Genomic DNA, 22,725 nt, shown 5'->3' on the forward strand with positions numbered 1-22,725 from the left:
ACATCGGATCGGTGTCGTCCGGTGACGACGAGTTCGACTCTCCGGCAGTGGTCTATCCGTTTCCTATGCCGTCGCGCCGAGGCGTTTGGCCAGCACACGGCCGATCTCGCTGACCGCCGCAGGCGTGGTGAACAGCTGCTCGTGCGTGGCGTCGACGGGATGCTCGGTGATCTGGCCACCGATGTGGGCCGCCCACGATGACGCGTCCTCGCGGACCTTGCCGCCCGGCGCCGAGGCGACGAAGAGCAGATCTCCGCCGTACGGATCGGGCTGGTGCGCCCGCATGATCAGCACGTTGCCGACGAAGGTCTCGATCATCCGCAGCAGCTGATCGTCCGGAAGATCGGCGATCGACGGGTTCTCGCCGCGCAGGAAGGTCAGGTAGGCGTCGACCGGCACGTCGTCGCCCTCGTGGGTGAACCCGGTCGCGCGCATCTGGTCGGCAATCACCTGCTGCCGGGTCGGCGGCACGGCGCCCGGTGGTTGCGGGTGCGCGTCCACCACGGCCAGCAGGTCGACCTCGGCGCCCGAGCGTTCCAGCAGCACCGCGACGGCCTGCGCCACGTGGCCGCCGAAGGACCAGCCCAGCAGCCGGTACGGGCCCTCCGGCCGCACCTCGCGGATCAGCCGCACGTAGCGTTCGGCCATCTCCCGCAGGGTGTCCGGCCGGTCGTCGCCGGTGAGGCCCTCGGCCTGCAGGGCGTAGACCGGCTGCTCCGGACTGAGGTGGCTGAGCAGCCCGGCGTAACACCAGCCGGCCCCGGAAGCCGGATGCACGCAGAATAGCGGTGGCTCGCCGCCCCGGGCCCGCAGCGGCAGCAGCGGCCCGAACGCCGGCCCACCGGCGTCGCCGGAGCCGAGCCGCGCGGCCAGAGCGGCCGGGGTCGGCGCCTCGAACAGCGTCCGGACGCCGATCTCGGCGCCGAGTACCGCCCGGATCCGGGCCACCAGGCCGGCCGCGAGCATCGAATGTCCGCCGACGGCGAAGAAATCGTCGTCCACGCCGACCGCCGGCACCCTGAGCACCTCGGCGAACAGGCCGCAGAGCAGCTCCTCCTGCGGGGTTCGCGGCGCCCGGCCGACCCGGGCGGTGTGAACCGGGGCCGGCAACGCACGCCGGTCCAGTTTGCCGGTGCCGGTCAGCGGCAGCGCGGCCAGCGGCACGACGGCGGACGGGATCATGTAGTCCGGCAGCCGCCGGGCCAGCGCAGCACACAGGGCGACCGAATCCGGCTCGTCACCCACCACGTAGGCGACGATCCGCCGGTCACCGGGCACGTCCTCGCGGACCAGCACCGCGGCCCGGCTCACCCCGGCCTGCTCGGTGAGGGCCTGCTCCACCTCGCCCAGCTCCACCCGGAAGCCGCGGATCTTGACCTGATCGTCGGCCCGGCCGAGGAAGACCAGATCACCGCCACCGGTCCACATCGCCAGGTCACCGGTCCGGTACATCCGCTCCCCCGGCGTACCGGACGGGTCAGCGACGAAACGCTGGGCGGTCAGCCCCGGATGGGCGTGGTAGCCCCGGGCCAGGCCGGCACCGGCGATGTAGAGCTCGCCGGGAACACCGGGCGCGACCGGGCGCAGCCGCTCGTCGAGCAGCCGCAGGTGGGCGTTGTCGACGGCACGGCCGATCCCGGCCGTCTCCGGCCAGCCGGCCACCGCGGCGGGCAGGGTGGTGGCGGTGACCACGTGGGTCTCGGCCGGCCCGTAATGGTTGTGCAGTCGGGCGTGCGGGTGGTCGGCGAAGAACCGGCGTACGTGCGGGCGCAGTGTCAGCGCCTCCCCGGCCTGGGCGACCGCGGTCAGTGCGGGCAGCCGGATCCCCTCCTGACCGGCCGCATCGAGGACGGCGTCGATCACGAGGTTCGGCGCCAGCAGGTGCTCGATCCCGGTGGCGGCGAGCCAGGCGGCCAGCCGTGGCGGGTCGCTGCGGATGTCGGCCGGGCACGGGACCAGGGTGTAGCCGTGCAGCAGGGCGCCCAGCAACTCCTGCACCGAGACGTCGAACCCGACCGCGGAGAACTGGGCGATCCGGCGGGTGCCGGTGGCCGGCAACGCGCGCTCGTGCCAGGCGAGCAGGCTGCGCATCGCCAGCTGGGTCATCACCACGCCCTTGGGGCGGCCGGTGGAACCGGAGGTGTAGATGACGTAGGCCGGATGCAGTGGACCGGCGACCGGCCAGACGTCCGGTTCCGGCGCGCCGCCGGGCGCGGTCACGTCGACGACCGGGCCGTCCCAGTCGAAGCCGCCCGCGCAGACCAGCACGGCCGGGGCCGTGTCGGCGAGCATCAGCGCGATCCGCCCGGCCGGCAGGGCCAGATCGACCGGCAGGTACGCAGCGCCGCACTTGAGGACCGCGACCAGGGCCACGGCCAGGTCAGCGGAGCGGGGCAGGGCCACCGCCACGTACCGCTCCGGGCCGGCGCCCTCGGCCAGCAGCCGCCGGGCCAGCCGGGTCGCCCAAGCGTCCAGCTCCCGGTAGGTGACCGGGACGTCGCCATCCAGCACCGCGACCGCGTCCGGGGTGCTCGCCACCACGGCGGCGAACCGGTCGGCCAGGCCCGCGCCGTCGTCCGGGAACACCGCGCCGACGCCGAAACCGGCCGGCACGGCGCCGAGGCTCAGCTCGGCCACCGGCTGGTCCGGGCTCTGCAGGACGGTCGCGAGCAGCTCGGTGAGCCGGACGGTTAGGCGCTCGGCGGTGTCCCGGTCGAACGCGTCCACGCCGAAGAGCAGGCGACCGGAGACCCCGGCCGGTGCGCCGGCTTCGTCCCGGCGGGCGTACAGGGCGAACGAGAGGTCCATCCGGGTCATGCCGGTCTCCGGCCGCTCCTCGGCCAGCCGTACGCCACCGGCCTCGGACACCGCGCGTACGCCCAGGCTCTGGTCCTGCCAGAGCAGCTCCACCTGGAACAGCGGGTGCCGGGCCATCGACCGGGCCGGGTTGACCACCTCGACCAGTCGCTCGAACGGCAGCTCCTGGTGTTCGAAGGCGGCCAGGTCGCTCTCCCGGACCCGGCGGACCACCTCGGCGAAAGTGGGTTCACCGGACAGGTCGGTGCGCAGCACCAGGGTGTTGACGAAGAAGCCGACCAGCCGGTCCAGCGCGTCGTCGGTACGCCCGGCGACCGGCGTGCCGATCGGGACGTCGTCGCCGGCGCCGAGCCGGTGCAGCAGCACCGCGAGCGCGGCCTGCACCACCATGAACGGAGTGGCGTGCCGGGCGGCGGCGAACGCGGCCAGGCCGGCGTGCACGTCGGCGCCGAGCTCGAACCGGACGGTCTCCCCACGGTTGGTCGGCTGGGCCGGTCGGGGCCGGCGGCCGGGCAGCGCCACCTCGTCGGGCAGCCCGGCCAGGGCGTCCTGCCAATACGCGAGTTGCGCGCTGATCAGGCTGTCCGGGTCGTCCTCGGAGCCGAGCAGGGCGCGCTGCCACAGGGTGTAGTCGGCGTACTGGACCCGCAGCGGCGCCCAGTCCGGCGCCGAGCCGCTACGCCGGGCGTCGTAGGCGGCCATCAGGTCCCGGCCCAGCACCGGCAGCGACCAGCCGTCGGCCGCGATGTGGTGCAGCACCAGCAGCACCACGTGCTCGTCCCCGCCGGGCTCGAAGAGCCAGGCCCGGATCGGGATCTCGGCGGACAGGTCGAAGGCGTACCGGGCGGCCTCGGACAGGTCGTCGCCGGCGACCACGGTCAGCTCCGGCCGGGCTTCCGGCAGAACCACCTGGTACGCGCCGTCGTCGTCGGTCGCGACCACGGTGCGCAGCGCCTCGTGGCGGGCGACCACGTCGGCCAGCGCGTCCCGCAGGGCGTCCACGTCGAGCGCGCCGGTCAGCCGCAAAGCGGTCGGGATGTTGTACGTCGGGTTCGGCCCGTCCAGCTCGTGCAGGAACCACAGCCGCTGCTGGGCGTAGGAGAGCGGCACCCGGGCCGGACGCGCTCCGGCGACCAGCGGGGTGCGGCTCCGCCCGGCGCCGTCCAGCCTGGCGCCGAGCCGGGCCGGCGTCGGGTGATCGAAGAGGTCGCGGATGCCCACCTCCGCGCCGAGCACGCCGCGGATCCGGCTGACCAGCGTGGTGGCCAGCAGGGAGTGGCCGCCGCAGCCGAAGAAGTCGTCGTCCAGGTGGACCACCGGCCGGTGCAGCAGCTCGGCGAAGAGGCCGCAGAGGATCTCCTCCCGCGGGGTGCGCGGCTCGCGGCCGGCGTCGTCGAGCCGGTACTCCGGCACCGGCAGTCCACGCTTGTCGACCTTGCCGTTGGGGGTGAGCGGGATCTTCGGCAGCGGCACGAGCATCGACGGGAACATGTAGTCGGGCAGGGCCAGGGCGGCGTGCGCGCGGACCGCGGCCAGGTCGATCCCGGGCTCGGCGGCCAGGTAGGCGACGAGCCGCCGGTCCCCGGGCCGGTCCTCGCGGATCAGCACGACCGCCCGCGCCACCTCGGGGTGGCCGGCCAGCACGGTCTCGATCTCGCCGAGCTCGATCCGGAAGCCGCGCAGCTTCACCTGGTCGTCGACCCGGCCCAGGTAGTCCAAGGCGCCGTCGGCACGCCGGCGGACCAGGTCGCCGGTGCGGTACATCCGCTGTCCCGGCCCGGCGAACGGGTCGGCGACGAAGCGTTGCGTGGTCAGGCCGGGCCGGCCGTGGTAGCCGCGGGCCACGCCGGCGCCGCCGACGTAGAGTTCGCCGGGCACTCCGGCCGGGACCGGGCGCAGGCCCGCGTCGAGCACGTACGCGGTGGTGTTGGCGACCGCCGGGCCGATGTCCGGCACGGTCTCCCCGTCGACCCAGGCCATCGTCGAATAGATGGCGGCCTCGGTCGGGCCGTAGCCGTTCGACAGCGACTCCGCGGTGGCCATCACGGTGGCGGCCAGGTCGATCGCCAGGGCTTCGCCACCGACCAGCAGGCGCAGACCGGCGAACGCCTCCGGGTCCTGTTCGGCCAGGGCCCGGAACAGGCTGGGCGTGGCCTGCACCATCAGGGTGCCGGCACGAGCCCGCTCGGCTCGCATCCGGGCGCCCAGGGCGATCTGGTCGCGGACCACGTCCACCGGGGCGATCACCAGCGTCGCGCCGGTGATCATCGGCAGGAAGAACTCGAGGCTGGCGATGTCGAAGCCGATCGTGGTGACGGCCAGCAGGCGGTCGCCGTGGGTGAGGCCGAACCGGCTCCGCACGGCGACGAGGGTGTTCTGGAAACCACCGCGGGTCACCACCACGCCCTTGGGACGGCCGGTCGATCCCGAGGTGTAGATCATGTAGCCGGCCGCGGTGGCCGGGGCGGCGACCCGTACCGGCTCGGATTGTCCCTGGGCCAGGTCGATCTCGTCCAGGAACAGCCGGCCGACCGCGGTGCCGGCGTCCGGGTCGGTGCCGTGGGTGGTGAGCAGCAGCGCCGGGGCCGCGTCGGTGAGCATGTAGTCGATCCGGTCGGCCGGATACGCCGGGTCGATCGGCACGTACGCGGCGCCGGCCTTCACGATCGCCAGGAGCGCGACCGCGAGGACGGCAGTGCGGGGCAACGTGACCGCGACGAACGACTCGGTCGTCACCCCGCGCGCCACCAGCAGCGCGGCGAGCCGGTCGGACCGGGCGTCGAGCTCGGCGTAGGTCAGCGGGCCGCCGTCACCATCCACGGCGACGGCGTCCGGCACGGCCGCCGCGGTGCTCGCCGCCCAGTCCGCCAGCCCGTCCGGGGGCACCGGCAAGTGCTCCCCGGCCCGGGTGAGTGCGCGCTCTTCGGTGGGGGTGGCGAGCGCGAACCGGCTCACCGGGCGGTCCGGGGCGGCGGTGACCGCCGTGAGCACCCGGACGAACCAGTCGGCCAGGCGGGTGGCCGTGGCCGTGTCGAACAGGTCGGTGCTGTACTCCAGGTGACCGGCCAGGCCGGCCGGGGTGTGCCCGGCCGGACGGGGCTTCTCGGCCAGCGAGAATCGCAGGTCGACCATGACCGAGCCGGTGGCGACCGGCTCCGCGGCGACGGTCAGGCCGGGCAGCTCCCGTACGCCGCCCATCTTCTCCACCTGATCGACGGTGTTGAGCGCGAGCATGGTCTGGAACAGCGGATGCCGGACCATCGAGCGGGGCGGGTTGAGCACCTCGACGAGCCGCTCGAACGGCACGTCCTGGTGGGCGAAGGCGGCCAGGTCGGTCTCCCGCACCCGGCCCAGCAGCTCGGTGAAGCTCGGATCGCCGGACAGGTCGGTCCGCAGCACCAGGGTGTTGACGAAGAAGCCGACCAGCCGGTCCAGCACGTCGTCGGTACGCCCGGCGACCGGCGTGCCGATCGGGACGTCGTCGCCGGCGCCGAGCCGGTGCAGCAGCACCGCGAGCGCGGCCTGCACCACCATGAAGACGCTGACCCGGGCCTGCGCCGCGAGTTCGACGATCCGCTGGTGGGCTGCGGCCGGGATCTCCAGCGGCACCTGGCCCCCGCGGTAGCTGGCGGTCACCGGGCGGGACCGGTCGGCCGGCAGGGTCAGCTCGTCCGGCAGCCCGGCCAGCGCCTCGGTCCAGTAGGCGATCTGACGGGCCAGCGCACTGTCCGGGTCGGACTCGTCGCCGAGCTCCGCGCGCTGCCAGAGGGTGTAGTCGGCGTACTGCACCGGCAGGGGCGCCCAGTCCGGCACCCCGCCGGCGGTGCGGGCGGCGTACGCCTCAGTGAGCTCGCCCATCAGCAGCGGGATGGACCAGCCGCCGTCGGCGGCGATGTGGTGCGCGACCACCAGCAGGATGCGCTCGTTGCCACCGGGCTCGAACAGCCAGGCCCGGATCGGGATCTCGGCCGACAGGTCGAACGGCCGCCGGATCGCGGACGCCAGATCGTCCCCGTCGACCACGGTCAGCACCGGCCGGGCATCCGGCCGCACCACTTGGTACGCACCGTCACCGTCCTCGGCGAAGACGGTCCGCAGCACCTCGTGCCGAGCGACGACGTCGGCCAACGCGTCGGCCAGAACGGCCGGGTCGACGTCACCGATGAGCCGGAGCGCGGCCGGCACGTGGTACGCGGGGTTCGGCCCTTCCATCTGGTGCAGGATCCACAGCCGTTGCTGGGCGAAGGAGAGTGGCAGGCGCTCGGGCCGGGGTACCGCGGTGAGGGATCGCCTCCCACGCCCAGCCCGTTCCATCGCCGCCGAGATCCCGGCGACGGTGGGCGCCTCGAACAGGACGCTGATCGGCAGATCGATGCCGAACACCGTCCGGATGCGGCCCATCAGGCTCATGGCCATCAGGGAATGCCCGCCCGAGCCGAAGAAGTCGTCGTCCACGCCCACCGACGGGCGACGCAGCACTTCGGCGAAGAGCCCGCAGAGGATCTCCTCCTGCGGAGTACGCGCGGCCCGGGCGGGGCTCGCGTTCGCGAACACGGGGGCCGGCAGGGCCTTCCGGTCGAGCTTGCCGTTCGGGGTCCGGGGGAACTCCGGCACGGTGACGAACGCCGAGGGCACCATGTAGTCGGGCAGGAGCCCGGTCAGGTGCCCGCGCACCGCCGCCAGGTCGGTCGACGGGTCGTTGACGTAGGCGACCAGGCGGGGCTCACCACCGGCGTCGGCCCGGACCGCGACTGCGGCCCGGCGCACCCCCGGCGCGGCCGCGAGCACGGCTTCGATCTCGCCGAGCTCGATCCGGAATCCGCGGATTTTGACCTGGTCGTCGACCCGGGACAAGAACTCCAATCCTTCCGGCGTACGGCGGACCAGGTCCCCGGTGCGGTACATCCGCTCGCCGGGCCGGCCGTACGGGCAGGCGACGAACCGCCCGGCGGTGAGCCCGGCGCGGCCGTGGTAGCCGCGGGCCAGCCCGTCACCACCGAGGTACAGCTCGCCGGGGACACCGGTCGGCACCGGGCGCAGGCCGGCGTCGAGTACGAGCACGTCGGTGTTCCGGATCGCCGTTCCGATTCGCACGGCACGGCCGGCGGTGACGTCGCCGACCGTCGACCAGACGGTGGTCTCGGTCGGGCCGTACATGTTGTGTACCGCCGCGGCCGGGCCGAACGCCTCGATCAAGTCGGGTGGCAGCGGTTCGCCGCCGACTAGGACCCGGACGCCGGCCACCGCGTCGGGCTCGTCGCTCACCAGCGCCCGCCACAGCGTGGGCGTGGCCTGCATGACCGACGCGGTGCGCAGCAGGGCGGCTATGCGGGCGGTGTCCCGGACCGTCTCCCGCGGCGCGATCACCACGGTCGCGCCGGTTGTCAGGGGCAGGAACAGTTCCAGGCCGGCGATGTCGAAGCCGACGGTGGTGACGGCCAGCAGACGCTCGCCGGGGTCGAGGCCGATCCGCTCGCGCATGGCGGCCAGGAAGTTGTCGAACGCGGACCGGGGGATGACGACGCCCTTGGGGCGGCCGGTGGAACCGGAGGTGTAGATGGTGTACGCCGCCGCGGTTCCCGGCACTGGAAGCGCCGGCAGTGACGTCTCACCCGGGGCGAACGTGTCCAGCAACAGCCGTTCGGCGTCGCTCGGCAGCAGCGCCGAGGTGGCCGTGTCGGTGATGGCCAGCACCGGCGCGCAGTCCTCGATCAGGTAGGCGACCCGGTCGGCCGGGTACTCGATGTCGACCGGCAGGTAGGCGGCGCCGCAGCGGAGCACCGCCAGCAGCGCCACCAGCAGGTCGACCGAGCGGGGCAGCGCCACCGCGACGAACCGGTCGGGGCCGGCACCGCGGCCGGCCAGTTCGGCGGCGAGCAGGCCGGCCCGCTCGTCCAGCTCGCGATAGCTGAGCCGGATCGGACCGCACTCCACCGCGACCACGTCCGGCGCGGCGGCCAGCCACCGGTCGAAGGCGGCGGCAAGGGATGCCGCGGGCTCGTCGGCGCGGTTGCCCCCGAAGTCGGCCCGCTCGTCGTCGAGCAGCACGTCGACCGCGGACACCCGGATGTCCGGCGTGGTGGCGAACGCGGTCAGCACCCGGGTGAGGCGGGTCGCGAGCCGCTCGGCGGTGCCTTCGTCGAACAGGTCGGCCGACGCGGTGAGCGAGCCGCAGAGACCGGCCCCGCCGGGTTGCTCCTCCACACTTACCGACAGGTCGAACCGGGCCGTGCCGGCCTCGGCCGGCTCCACCCGCACGGTCAGCCCGCGCAGCGCGGCGACGCTTTCCCGGGCGGCCCGCTCGTCCAGCGTGTTCCAGGTCAGCAGGGTCTGGAAAAGTGGGTTGCGGGACCGGGATCGGGCTGGGTTGAGCGCCTCGACCAGCCGCTCGAACGGCAGGTCCTGGTGATCCTGTGCGGTCATCACCAGCTCGGCGGTACGACCGACCAGCTCCTCGACGGCAGGGTCGCCGCTGAGGTCGTTGCGCAGCACCAGCGTGTTGACGAAGAGCCCGACCAGCTCGTGCAACGCCTCGTCAGGGCGACCGGCGACCGGCGTGCCGATCGGCAGGTCGTCGCCGGCTCCCAGCCGATGCAGCAGGGTAGCCAGGGCCGCCTGCACCACCGCGAAGACGGTGGTGCGCTGCCGCTTGGCCAGCGCGGTTAGGCCGGCACGCACCTCGGCCGGGACGGTGAACGGCACGGAGTGACCCCGGTGCCCGGCCACCGGCGGACGCGGCCGGTCGACCGGGAGTTGGAGCTCCTCCGGCAGCCCGGCCAGAGTGCTCGTCCAGTGGGTGAGCTGACGGGCGGCCAGACTGGCCGGGTCCGTCTCCTCGCCGAGCAGCTCACGCTGCCAGAGCGCGTAGTCGGCGTACTGCACCGGTAGTTCCGGCTGCTCCGGCGCACGTCCCTCGGCCCGGGCGGCGTACGCCGTCATCAGGTCGCGCACCAGCAGCGAGCGGGACCAGCCGTCCGCGACGATGTGGTGCACCAGCAACAGGAGGACGTGCTCGTCGCCGCCGAGGTCGAAGAGGCTGGCCCGCAGTTGCGGCACGTCCCGCAGGTCGAAGGCGTGGCGCTGGGCCTCCGCCAGCCGCGCCGGCAGCTCCGCGGGAGTCACCCGAACCGTCTCCAGGCCGGGCCGGTGATCCGCTCCGAGGATGATCTGCTGCTCCCCGTCGAAGACCGTGCGCAGGCTCTCGTGCCGCAGCACCAGGTCATGCAGTGCGGCGTGCAGGGCCGGCCCGTCGAGTCGGCCGGTGATCCGCAGTGCGGTGGCGATGTTCCAGGTGGCGGTCGGGCCCTCGAGCTCGTGGAGAAACCAGAGCCGCTGCTGGGCGTATGACAACGGGATCATCGGGTGGTCCTCCTGCGCAGGGCCGGGCGGGCCGGGGCCGCGGCCGGGGAGTCGCCGGCCGCGGCGAGGCGGCCGGCGAGGTCGGCGACGGTCGGGCATTCGAAGAGGGTGCGGACGGTCAGGTCGGCGCCGAGGACGGTCCGGATGCGGGCGATGGCCTTCATGGCCAGCACCGAGTGACCGCCGAACTCGAAGAAGTCGTCGTCGATCGAGACCCGGGGTAGTCCGAGCACGTCGGCGAAGACGCAACAGAGGTTCTCCTCGCGCGGGTCGCGCGGCGGCCGTCCGGTCGGTCCGGTGTCGTACCGGGGTGCCGGGAGCGCCCGGCGGTCCACCTTGCCGTTCGGGGTGAGCGGAACGGCGTCCATCGTCACGATCACCCGCGGCATCATGTAGTCGGGCAGTGTCTGCCCGGCGTGCCGGCGCAGCTCCGCCGAGTCCAGGGCGAAGCCGGGCTCGGCGACGACGTATCCGGCCAGCCGCCGGTCCCCGGGCTGGTCCTCGCGGACGATGACCACCGCGCGGGCCACCCCGGGGTGCTGCTGGAGCACCGTCTCGATCTCGCCGAGCTCGATCCGGAAGCCGCGCAGCTTGACCTGCGCGTCGACCCGGCCGAGGTAGTCGAGACGGCCGTCAGGCCGCCAGCGGACCAGGTCACCGGTGCGGTACATCCGCTCGCCGGGCCCGCCGAATGGATCGGCGACGAACCGTTCCGCGGTCAGCGCCGGACGGCCGTGGTAGCCGAGGGCCAGCCCGGCACCCCCGATCCAGAGCTCGCCGGGCACACCGGCCGGGGTCCGGCGCAGCCCCGGGTCGAGCACGTGCAGTGTGGTGGCGCGGACCGGTCCGCCGATGTGCGGGCTGCCGTCGACCACGGATGCGGTCGACCAGACCGTGGTCTCGGTGGGTCCGTACATGTTGAGGACCTGCGCGGCCCGCGCGGTCAGAGCGGTGGCCAGCGCCGGCGGCAGGGCCTCCCCGCCGACCAGGACGCGCAGCCCGTCGATCGCCGCCGGGTCCTCGTCGAGCAGCGCCTGCCACAGGCTCGGCGTGGCCTGCATCAGCAGGTCACCGACGGCGGAGCGGTGGGCGTGCACGAGCGCGGCCAGCCGCGCCGGGTCTCCGACGACGTCGCGTGCGGCCAGCACCACCGTCGCGCCGACGGTCAGCGGCAGGAAGATCTCCAGCACCGAGATGTCGAACCCGACCGTGGTGACCGCGACCAGGCGATCGCCGGCGCTAAGGTCGCACCGCTGCTCCATCGCGGCCAGGAAGTTGTCCATGGCGGCGCGCGGGACGACCACGCCCTTGGGCCGGCCGGTCGAGCCGGAGGTGTAGATCGTGTAGGCCGGCGCCATGCCCGGCACCGTCTCGTCCGGGATCCGGTCGGGCCCGGTGACGTCGCCGATCAGCAGCACCGGCACACCGGCGTCCACGGCGGTGTCGGTCACCAGCACCGACGGGGCGGCGTCGGTGAGCATCCAGGCCACCCGCTCGGCCGGGAAGTCCCGGTCGACCGGCAGGTACTGGGCGCCCCGGCGCAGCACCGCCAGTAGGGCGGCGACCAGGTCGGCGTCGCGCGGCAGGGCCACCGCCACGGTCGATCCGGGGGTCACGCCCCGGGCGGCCAGGGCGGCGGCGATCGCGGCGGCCCGGCGGTCCAGCTCGGCGTAGGTGACGAAGACGCCTCCGGCGTCCACGGCGACCGCGTCCGGCGTACGCGCGACCGCCGCCGCGAACCTGTCGAGCAGCTCCGGGGGCGTCCCCGCGGGTTCGCCGGAACCGGCGACGACCAGCTCGGCGACCTCGGCCGGGGTGGTGAGCGGGAACCGACTCACCGGGGCGTCCGGGTCCGTCACCACCGCCTCGACGACGCGCCCGAGCCAGTCGGCCAGCCGTTCGGCGGTGGACCGGTCGAACAGGTCGGTGGCGTACTCCAGGGCGCCGGTCACCCCGTCTGGGGAGCCGTCCGCTGCCCGCCGTTCGGCCAGGTTGAGGGTCAGGTCGACCTTGGTGGTCACCGCCGGGGTGGGCAGCGCCCGGGCGACCAGGTCACCGAGCGGCAGTTCCCGGTCGCCCAGGCTCTCGTTGTTGTTCCACATCAACAGGGTCTGGAACAGCGGGTGACGGGCGGTGGACCGGGCCGGGTTGAGCACCTCGACGAGCCGCTCGAACGGCACGTCCTGGTGGGCGAAGGCGGCCAGGTCGGCCTCCCGGACCCGGGCCAACAGCTCGGTGAAGCTCGGATCGCCGGACACGTCGGTCCGCAGCACCAGCGTGTTGATGAACAGGCCGACGAGGTCCTCGACCGCGTCGTCGGTGCGACCGGCGACCGGTGTGCCGATCGGGATGTCGTCGCCGGCGCCGAGCCGGTGCAGCAGCACCGCGAGCGCGGCCTGCACCACCATGAAGACACTGACCTGCGTACGGGCGGCCAGCGCGGCCAGCCGCCGGTGCGCCTCGGCCGGGATCTCCAGCGGCACCTGGCCACCGCGGTAGGAGGCGGTGACCGGACGGGACCGGTCGACCGGCAGGGTCAGCTCGTCCGGCAGGCCGGCCAACGCCCCGGTCCAGTGGCAGAGCTGGCGGCTCAACTCGCCGCCCTCGTCGAGGACCCGCTGCTGCCACAGGGTGTGGTCGGCGTACTGCACCGGCAGCGGCGCCCAGCCGGGCGCGCGGCCGGCGCTGCGGGCGGCGTACGCGACGGCCAGGTCACGCACCAGCACCGGCATCGACCAGCCGTCCCCGGCGATGTGGTGGAGCACAACCACCAGGGCGTACTCGTCGGAACCGAGGTCGAACAGGACCGTACGCAGGGGCGGCTCGGTGGCCAGGTCGAAGCCGAGCCGGGCCTCGGCGGCCACCGCACGCTCCAGCTTGTCCGGCGAGCAGCTGATCACCCGCAGGCCGGGCCGCGACTCCGGCCGTACCACCTGGTAGGCGCCATCGTCGTCCTCGGCGAAGATGGTGCGCAGGCTCTCGTGCCGGCCCGCCACGTCGGCGAACGCCGTGGCCAGCGCGCCGGGGTCCAGGGCGCCGCTGATCCGCAGCGCGGTGGTGAGGTTCCAGGTGGCGCTCGGTCCTTCCATCTGGTGCAGGAACCAGAGACGCTGCTGGGCGAAGGAGAGCGGCAGCCGTTCCGGGCGCTCGGCCGCGGTGACCCCGGCCCGGGCTCCGGCGGCGCCGGCCAGCGCCCGGCTGAGACCGGCCACCGTCGGCGTCTCGAACACCTGCCGAACCGACAGCTCGACGCCGAGCATCGTGCGGATCCGGCTGGTCAGCCGGGTGGCGAGCAGCGAGTGACCACCGGCGGTGAAGAAGTCGTCGTCGATGCTCACCACCGGCACCCGCAGCACCTCGGCGAACAGCCCGCAGAGCAGTTCCTCGCGCGGCGAACGCGACGCCCGGCCCTCGGTCGCCCGGGTGTAGCGCGGCGCGGGCAGCGCCCGGCGGTCGAGTTTGCCGTTGTGGGTCAGGGGCAGCCGGTCCATCGGCACCAGCGCCGACGGGAGCATGAAGTCCGGCAGCGAGGCGGCCAGGTTACGGCGCAGCGCGTCCGCGTCGAAGGTCCAACCCGGCTCCGGTACGACGTAGCCGACCAGCCGCTTGTCGCCGGGCCCCTCCTCGCGGACCACGACGGCGGCCCGCAGGACGCCGGGCGCCCGACTGAGCACGGTCTCGATCTCGCCCAGCTCGATCCGGTAGCCGCGCAGTTTGACCTGGTCGTCGGCGCGGCTGACGTACTCCAGGACACCGTTGCGCCAGCGGGCGAGGTCGCCGGAGCGGTACATCCGGCGGCCGGGCGCACCGAACGGGTCGGGCAGGAAGCGCTCGGCCGTCATGCCGGTTCGGCGCAGGTAGCCGCGGGCCAGGTTGTCGCCGGCGATGTAGAGCTCGCCGGTGACGCCGGGCGGGACCGGCAGCAGCGCGCTGTCGAGCACGTAGACCCGGGTGTTGCTGATCGGGGCGCCGATCGGCGGGCTGTCCGGCCACTCCGCCACGTCGGCGGGCAACGTCCACGCGGTGACCACGTGGGTCTCCGCCGGACCGTAGTGGTTGTGCAGCCGGTGACCGGGGTGCGCGGCGTAGAAGTCGCGGACCCCGCGGCGCAGGGTGAGCGCCTCGCCGGCCTGGACCACGCGCCGCAGGTGGCCCAGCCCGGCGTCACCGCGCTCCTCGAAAAGGCCGTCGACGACCAGATTGGGCGCGTAGAGCTCGGCGACACCGTGCCGGTCGAGCCACCGCGCCAGCGCACGCGGGTCCCGGCGGACGTCCTCCGGGCAGACCGCGAGGGTACGGCCGTGCAGCAGCGCGGAGAGGAACTCCTGCACCGAGACGTCGAAGCTGACCGCGGTGAACTGGGCGACCACCGCGCCGTCGGGGCTCGGCATCGCCTGTTCGTGCCAGGCCATCAGGTTGGTCATCGCCCGCCCCGGCATCACGATGCCCTTGGGGCGGCCGGTGGATCCGGAGCTGAAGATGACGTACGCGGGATGGTCCGGCCGGATGTCCGGCGCGGGACCAAAGCTCCGCTCCGGCAGCGTGGCCGTGTCGAGCAGGAGCCGCGGCGTGTCCGCCGGCAGCAGCGTCCCGGGGATCGCCGCAGTGCTGATCACCAGCGCCGGGCGGGCGTCGGCCAGCATCGCCTGGATCCGCTCGGCCGGATACTCCAGGTCGAACGGAACGTAGGCCGCGCCGGTCTTGAGGACGGCGACCACCGCGACCGCCAGGTCAGCGCCGCGCGGCAGGGCCACCGCGACGAACTCCTCGGGGGCGGCGCCACGGCGGGCCAGCTCGGCGGCGAGCCGGTCGGCGGCGGCGTCCAGTGCGGCGTAGGTGAGCTCCCGGCCGTCCTCGACGATCGCCACGGCTTCCGGCGTACGGGCGACCTGAGCGCTGAACTGCTCGGCCAGCGACGCGTCGGTGCGCGACGCCGTCGTCGCGTCGTTGATCCGGTCCAGGGCGGCCCGCTCGGTGTCGTCGACGATGTCGATGCGGTGCACCGGCCGGTCCGGCGCGGCGGTGACCGCGGTGAGTACCCGGACGAAACGGTCGGCGATCCGCGCGGCGGTGGCGGTGTCGAACATGTCGGTGCTGAACTCCAGCCGCCCGGCGAGCCCGGCCGCCGCCCCGCGTTCTCCGCGCCGGTCCTGGATCGCGAGCAGCAGGTCGAACGTCGCCACGTCGGTGCCCAGCTCGAGCTGGCCGACCGACAGGCCGGGCAGGCTGAGGGTGTCGGCGGCGCCGGCCTGCGACCGCGCGGTGTTCCAGGTGATCATGGTCTGGAACAGCGGGTGCCGGGCCATCGACCGGCCCGGGTTCAGCTCCTCGACGAGCCGCTCGAACGGCACGTCCTGGTGGCTGTAGGCGTCCAGCGCGGTGGCCCTGGTCCGGGCGATTACCTCGGCGAACGTCGGGTCGCCGGACAGGTCCGTACGCAGGACCAGGGTGTTGACGAAGAACCCGATCAGACCTTCCAGCGCGGCGTCGGTGCGGCCCGCGGTGGGTGTGCCGAGCGGAATGTCCTCACCCGCGCCGAGCCGGGACAGCAGCACCGCCAGCGCCGCCTGCACCACCATGAACGTGCTGGTGCGGTGCTCGCGGGCCAGGTCGTCGAGGCGGGCGTGCAGAGCGGCGGGCACGGTGAACGCGACGGTCGCGCCGCGGTGGGTGGCGGTCAGCGGCCGGCCGCGGTCCACCGGCAGGGACAGTTCCTCGGGCAGCCCCGCCAGCTTGGTTCGCCAGTAGTCGAGCTGCCGAGCCATCTCGCTGCCGGTGTCCTCGGCCTCCCCGAGCACGTCACGCTGCCACAGGGTGTAGTCGGCGTACTGGACCGGCAGGGCGGCCCAGGCGGGCGGGGCGCCGGCCGTACGGGCGGTGTAGGCGACCGTCAGGTCCTTGATCAACAACGGCATCGACCACCCGCCGTCACCGGCGATGTGGTGCATGACCAGCAGCAGCACGTGCTCGTCGGCGGCGACCCGGAACAGGTGGGCCCGCAGCGGGATCTCGGCGCCCAGGTCGAAGCCGACCCGGGCCGCGCGGGTCAGTGCCGCGTCCAGGTCGTCCGGGGCCACGGTCCGCGACGACAGGCGGAACTCGGCCGGGGGCAGGATCCGCTGGTGGACGCCCTCGGTGTCCTCCTCGAAGAGAGTGCGCAGCGTCTCGTGCCGGGCCACCACGTCGCCGAGGGCCGCGGCCAGCACGGCGTCGTCAAGGTCGCCGGTGAGCCTCAGCGCGGCCGGCACGTTGTAGATGGCGCTCGGTCCCTCCAATTGATTGAGGAACCAGAGCCGCTGCTGGGCGTAGGAGACCGGCAGCCGCCGCGGCCGGTCGCCGGCGATCAGCGGGGGCCGGGCGGTGCCGTTCGTGGTGAGCAGCGCGGCCAGCCCGGCCACGGTCGGCGTCTCGAACAGCGCGCTGATCGGGATGTCCTGGTCGAAGACCGCCCGGACCCGGCTGAGCAGGCGCATCGCGGCCAGCGAGTGGCCGCCGGAGGCGAAGAAGTCCTCGTCGATGAAGACCTGCGGGCGGTTCAGGATCTCGGCGAACAGCCCGCAGAGGATGTCCTCCTGCGGCGAGCGCGGCATCCGGCCGGCCGCGTCGGTCACGACCTCGGCCGGCTCCGGCAGCGCAGCCCGGTCGATCTTGCCGTTAGCGGTCAGCGGCAGCTCGTCGAGCAGGACGAACACCGACGGCACCATGTAGTCCGGCACCGCGGTGGCCAGATGTTTGCGCAGGACGCCGACGTCCACCGCGCCACGGGTCACGGCGTAACCGATCAGGCGGCTCTCGCCGCGCGAGTCGGGCCGCACCGCGGCGACCGCGGCGGTCACGTCCGGGTGCCCGGCCAGGACGGCTTCGATCTCGCCCAGCTCGATCCGGAAGCCGCGCAGCTTCACCTGGCTGTCCACGCGGGTGAAGAACTCCAGCTCGCCGGCGGCGGTCCAGCGGACCAGGTCGCCGGTGCGGTACATCCGCTCGCCCGGCTCGCCGTACGGATCGGCGACGAACCGCTGCGCGGTCAGCCCGGCCCGCCGCAGGTAGCCGCGGGCCACGCCGAAGCCGGCGATGTACAGTTCGCCGGCCACGCCCACCGGCACCGGTCGCAGCGCGTCGTCCAGCACGTAGACGCGGGTGTTGGCGATCGGGGCGCCGATGGTCGGCGGCGCGCCGGTGACCGCCGCGGCGGTCGACCACACGGTGGTCTCGGTCGGGCCGTACACGTTGGTGACCGAGGCGGCGTGCCCGGCCAGGGTGGCCGCCAGGGCCGGCGGCAGCGCCTCGCCACCGACCAGGACGTCCACGCCGCCGAGGACCTCCGGCTGCTCGGCGGTAAGCACCTGCCACAGCGTCGGGGTGGCCTGCATGGCGGTGATCCGGTCACCGGCCAGCAGGTCGCGCAGGGCGGCCGGGTCGCGCACCGTGTCCCGTTCCGCGACCACCACTGTCGCGCCGGCGAACAGCGGCAGGTAAAGCTCCAGGCCGGCGATGTCGAAGCCGACCGTGGTCACCGCCAGCAGCCGGTCGCCCTCGGTCAGGCCGAGCCGGTCGCGCATGGCGAGCAGGAAGTTGTCCAGCGCGCCCCGGGAGACGACCACGCCCTTGGGCACCCCGGTGGAGCCGGAGGTGTAGATGACGTAGGCGGCCGTGCTGTCCGGGACCATCCGGCGGCTGAACTCCCGGGCCGGCTCGGCGACGTCCAGCAGGACCGGCGCCGCCGGGGTCGCCGGCAGGCCGGGCAGCAGGGCAGTGGACGTTAGCAGGGCGACCGGCGCGGCGTCGGCGAGCATCAACCGGATCCGCTCGGCCGGGTACTCGGTGTCGATCGGCAGGTACGCGGCCCCGGTGCGCTGCACCGCGAGCAGCGCCACGACCAGGTCGGCGGAGCGCGGCAGGGCCACCGCGACGAACGTCTCCGGCGCCGAGCCACGGGCGGCGAGACGGCCGGCGAGGGCGTCGGCGCGGGCGTCCAGCTCGGCGTAGGTCAGCCGCACACCGGCGCACTCGACGGCGATCGCGTCCGGCTGGTCGGCGGCGAACCGGTCGATGCGGTCGAGCAGGGAGCCGCCGGTCAGCTCGGCGCCGGTGTCGTTCCAGTCGTCGAGCAGCAGCCGGCGCTCGACGGCGGTCAGCACGTCGGCGGCGCCGGCCCGCAACGCCGGGTCGGCGGCGAACTGCGCGAGCAGGGCGGCGAACCGGTCGGCGAGCTGTTCCACGGTGGCCCGGTCGAACAGGTCGGCGGAGAACTCGATGATGCCGGTCAGCCCGTCGACGCCGGGCTGCTCGGCCAGGTTGACTGCGAGGTCGAACTTGGCCACGCCGCCGTCCACGCCGTGGCTGCGGATGCGCAGGTCGCCGAGGGAGGCGAGCGCCTCGGTCTTACCGCCCTGATCGTTGTTGTTGAACGAGAGCAGCACCTGGAACAGCGGCGACCGGGAACGGGACCGGACCGGGTTGAGCACCTCGACGAGCCGCTCGAACGGCACGTCCTGGTGGGCGAAGGCGGCCAGGTCGGTCTCCCGGACCCGGGCCAGCAGCTCGGTGAAGGTCGGGTCGCCGGACACGTCGGTCCGCAGCACCAGCGTGTTGACGAAGAGGCCGACGAGCTCCTCAAGGGAGTCGTCCGGTCGGCCGGCGACCGGGACGCCGATCGGGATGTCGTGGCCGGAACCGAGGCGGGACAACAGCACGGCCAGGGCCGCCTGTACCGCCATGAAGACGGTCACCTGCTGGTCGCGGGCCAGCTCACGCAGCGCGCGGTGCACCCCGGCCGGGACATGCAGGGGCACCGTGCCACCCCGGTAGGAGGCGACCGCGGGCCGGGGACGGTCGACCGGCAGCGGCAACTCCTCCGGCAGCCCGGTCAGGTGACTCGTCCAGTAGCCGAGCTGGCGGACCACCGGCGAGTCCGGGTCGTCCTCGGAGCCGAGCAGCTCACGCTGCCAGAGGGCGAAGTCGGCGTACTGGACCGGCAGCGGCGTCCAGGTGGGAGGGGCTCCACCGGCCCGGGCGGTGTAGGCACGGGTCAGGTCACGGGAGAGCAGCGGCGTGGACCAGCCGTCCCCGGCGATGTGGTGCAGCAGCACGAACAGCACGTGCCGGTCGGCGTCCAGGCGGAACAGCCACAGCTTCAGCGGGTTCTCCCGCGACAGGTCGAAGGCGTAGCGGGAGCACTCGGCGAGCCGCTGCGGCAGGGCCGCCTCGGAGCAGTCGACGACCGGCAGGTCGAACTCCGGCTCGTCCACGATGATCTGGTACGCGCCCTCGGCGTCCTCGGCGAAGACGGTCCGCAGGCTCTCGTGCCGTGCCAGCACGTCCCCGTAGGCGGCACGCAGCGCGGCCACGTCGATCGGGCCGGTCAGCTCCAGCGCCGAGCCGAGGTTGTAGACCGGGCTGGGACCCTCCAGGCGGTGCAGGAACCACAGGCGCTGCTGGGCGAAGGAGAGCGGGAGCCGCTCCGGGCGCGGGCCCGCGGTCAGCGGCGGGCGGGCGGTGCCGGCCGAGCTCAGGGACCGGGCCAGCTTGGCCACCGTCGGATTCTGGAAGAGCTGCCGTACGGACAGCTCCGCGCCCAGGGCGGCCCGGACCCGGCTGACCAGGCGGATGGCGAGCAGGGAGTGCCCGCCGACGGCGAAGAAGTCCTCGTCGACGCCGACCGACGGCCGGCCCAGGACCGCCGCGAACAGGTCGCACAGCAGCTCCTCGCGGGGGTCGCGAGGGCCGCGGGCAGCCGCGGCGCCGTCCGCCCAGTCCGGCGCCGGCAGGGCCGCGCGGTCTACCTTGCCGTGCGCGTTGAGCGGCAGGTCGGCCAGCGGCACGATCGCGGCCGGCACCATGTACTCGGGCAGGGCGGCGGCGAGGTGCTCGCGCAGCGCGGGGATCGCCGGGTCGGTGCCGACGACGTAGAGGACCAGGCGCCGGTCGCCGGACTCCTCGCGGACCACGGCGACGGCGCGGGTCACCGCCGGGTGGGCGGCCGCAGTGGCGGCGATCTCGCCGAGCTCGATCCGAAAACCACGGATCTTGACCTGGTCGTCGGCGCGGCCGACGTACTCCAGCGCGCCGCCGACCCGGCGGCGGACCACATCGCCGGTACGGTACATCCGGGCGCCGGGCGGGCCGAACGGATCGGCCGGGAACCGTTCCGCGGTCAGGCCGGGGCGGCCGAGGTAACCACGGGCCAGCACGACGCCGGCCACGTAGAGCTCCCCGGTGACCCCGTCGGCGACCGGGCGCAGGGCCGAGTCCAGCACGTACGCCCGGGTGTTCCAGAACGGGGTGCCGATCGGCACCGGGCCGTCCGGGAGCGGCTCACCGGCCGGGATGCGGTGCTCCAGGCAGTTCACGGTCGCCTCGGTCGGGCCGTACGCGTTGATGATCTGAACCTCGGGGTGAGCGGCCCGCCAGGCGCGCAGGGCCTCACCGCGCAGCGCCTCACCGCCGAGGATGAGCGTGCCGCTCGGGCTGACCGTCTCCGACATGGTGTCGAGCAGCGGCAGGTGGCTCGGGGTGCCCTTGAGGAAGGTCGGCCGGGGCCCGTCGACCGCGTCCGGCAGCTCGGCGACGTGCACCTGACCACCGGAGACCAGCGGGGACCACAGCCCGGTGACGGTCAGGTCGAAGGCGACCGAGGAGTGCGCCAGCGCGATGCCGGCCGCGTCCGGGTAGACCACCCGGGCCCGGCTCAGGTAGGCGCCGACCGAGCGGTGCTCGACCACGACGCCCTTCGGGCGGCCGGTGGAACCGGAGGTGAAGATGACGTAGACCGGGTCGTGCGGTCGGACCCGCACGGTGAACGGCTCGGACTCATGCTCCCCCAAGGTGACAGTCCGCAGGCCCTCCGGCAGGGCGGTCCCGGCCGTGGTGACCGCGAGAACCGGGTCGGCGTCGCCCAGGATCACCGCGATCCGGTCGGCCGGATAGTCCGGGTCGATCGGCGCATAGGCCCCGCCGGCCTTGGTCACCGCGAGCAGCGCCACCACCAGCTCGACCGAGCGGGGCAGCAGCACCGCGACCAGCCGGCCCGGGCCCACCCCGCGGGAGGCCAGTTCCCGGGCGAGGTGGCTGGCCCGGGCGTCCAGCTGACGGTAGGTCAGGGTCCGGCCGCCGGCTAGCACGGCCGGCGCGTCCGGGGTCCGGCGGACCTGCTCGTCGAAGAGCTGCGGCAGGCTGGCCGGAGCGACCTCGCGGGCGGTGTCGTTCGCTAGGGCGAACTCCCGCTCGGCCGGCGTGAGCAGGCTGATCCGGCCGATCGGCCGGTCCGGGTGCTCGACGAGCGCGTCGAGCACCCACCGGAACCGGTCGACGATCGCCGCGACGGCCGCGTCGTCGAACAGGTCCGGCTGGTGGAACAGCTTGAACCGCAGACAGTCCTGCGGCATGCCGACCAGGCTGAGTGGGAAGTGGTTGGCCGAGTGGCTGCGGGCACCGACGACGCGCAGCTCGTCGTTGTCCGGCGCGGGGGCCGGGGCGTCGTCGAACGGGAAGTTCTCGAACACCACCGAGGTGTCGAAGAGCGCGCCCAGCCCGGCCCGCCGCTGGATCTCGCCCAGGCCGACGTGCTGGTTCGCGACCAGGCGCAGCTGCTGGTCCTGCACCCGGGCGAGCAGGTCGCCGACGGTCTGGCCGGGATCGAGGCGTACCCGCAGCGGAAGGGTGTTGATGAACAGGCCGACCATCGACTCGACGCCGGGCAGCTCAGCCGGACGGCCGTTGACGGTGACCCCGAAAACGACGTCGTCGCGGCCGGTGAGCCCGGCCAGCACCAGCGACCAGGCCGCCTGGACGACCGTGTTGACGGTGACGCCGGAGGACCGGGCCAGCGCGGTGACCGCCCGGGTGCGCTCGGCAGTCAGCCCGAACTCGGTGCGGCCGGGATCCTGCGGGGCGCGGTCAGCCGGCACCGTGATCACCCGGGTGGGCGCGTCCAGCCCGGCGAGCGTCTCGTCCCAGGCGGCGCGGGCCGCGTCCTGGTCCTGGGCGGAGAGCCAGGCCAGGTAGTCCCGGTACGGCGCGACCGGGGGCAGCATGCTCGCGTCGCCGCCGGCGAGGTAGAGGGCGTGGAACTCCTTGAGCAGCGTCGGGAACGACCAGCCGTCCAGAACCGTGTGGTGAATGGTCAGCACCAGGCGGTGGTCCCGCTCGCCGAGCCGGATCAGCAGGAACCGGATCAGCGGCGGCCGACTGATGTCGAACCGGGTGGCCCGGTCCGCGAGAACGGCCTGCCGGGCCTGCTCCTCGGCGTCCGCGCCCGACCCGGCCAGGTCCAGGACGGTGAACGGCACCGTCACCCGCGCCGCGATGAGCTGCGCCCAGTCCCCGTTGCCCCGATGCCGGAACGCCGCCCGCAGATTGGCGTGCCGCCGCACCAGCGCGTCCGCGGCCGCCCGGGCCCGCTCCTCATCGAGCGTCCCGGCCAGGTGGAAGGTGGACTGCACGGTGTAGATGTCCGGCGTCGTCTCGTCGAAGACGCTGTGGAAGAGCAGGCCACCCTGCAGGGGTGACAGCGGCAGGATGTCTTCGATGGTCCCCCGACGAGTCACGTCA

2 protein-coding genes are annotated in these 22,725 nt (G+C 73.9%); both read right to left on the reverse strand.

Annotated elements, in window-relative coordinates; genetic code table 11:
- Positions 1-63 precede the first annotated feature (63 nt).
- Positions 64-10,176 (reverse strand): non-ribosomal peptide synthetase, encoded by a 10,113-nt coding sequence (locus AB0C22_RS26325; protein ID WP_219463558.1) that lies wholly within the window; start codon positions 10,174-10,176, stop codon positions 64-66.
- Entirely contained in the window at positions 10,173-22,721 is a 12,549-nt protein-coding gene (locus AB0C22_RS26330) for an amino acid adenylation domain-containing protein (RefSeq protein WP_357537643.1), read from the reverse strand. Before AB0C22_RS26330 ends, AB0C22_RS26325 begins: the two co-directional genes overlap by 4 nt.
- Between the last annotated feature and the right edge of the window lie 4 nt (positions 22,722-22,725).

Source organism: Micromonospora sp. NPDC048894, assembly GCF_040649765.1.
Lineage (GTDB): Bacteria > Actinomycetota > Actinomycetes > Mycobacteriales > Micromonosporaceae > Micromonospora > Micromonospora antibiotica.

Excerpts from the sequence above, each read along its gene's own strand:
- AB0C22_RS26325 (WP_219463558.1), bottom strand. The coding sequence starts at position 10,176 with ATGATCCCGTTGTCATACGCCCAGCAGCGGCTCTGGTTTCTCCACGAG.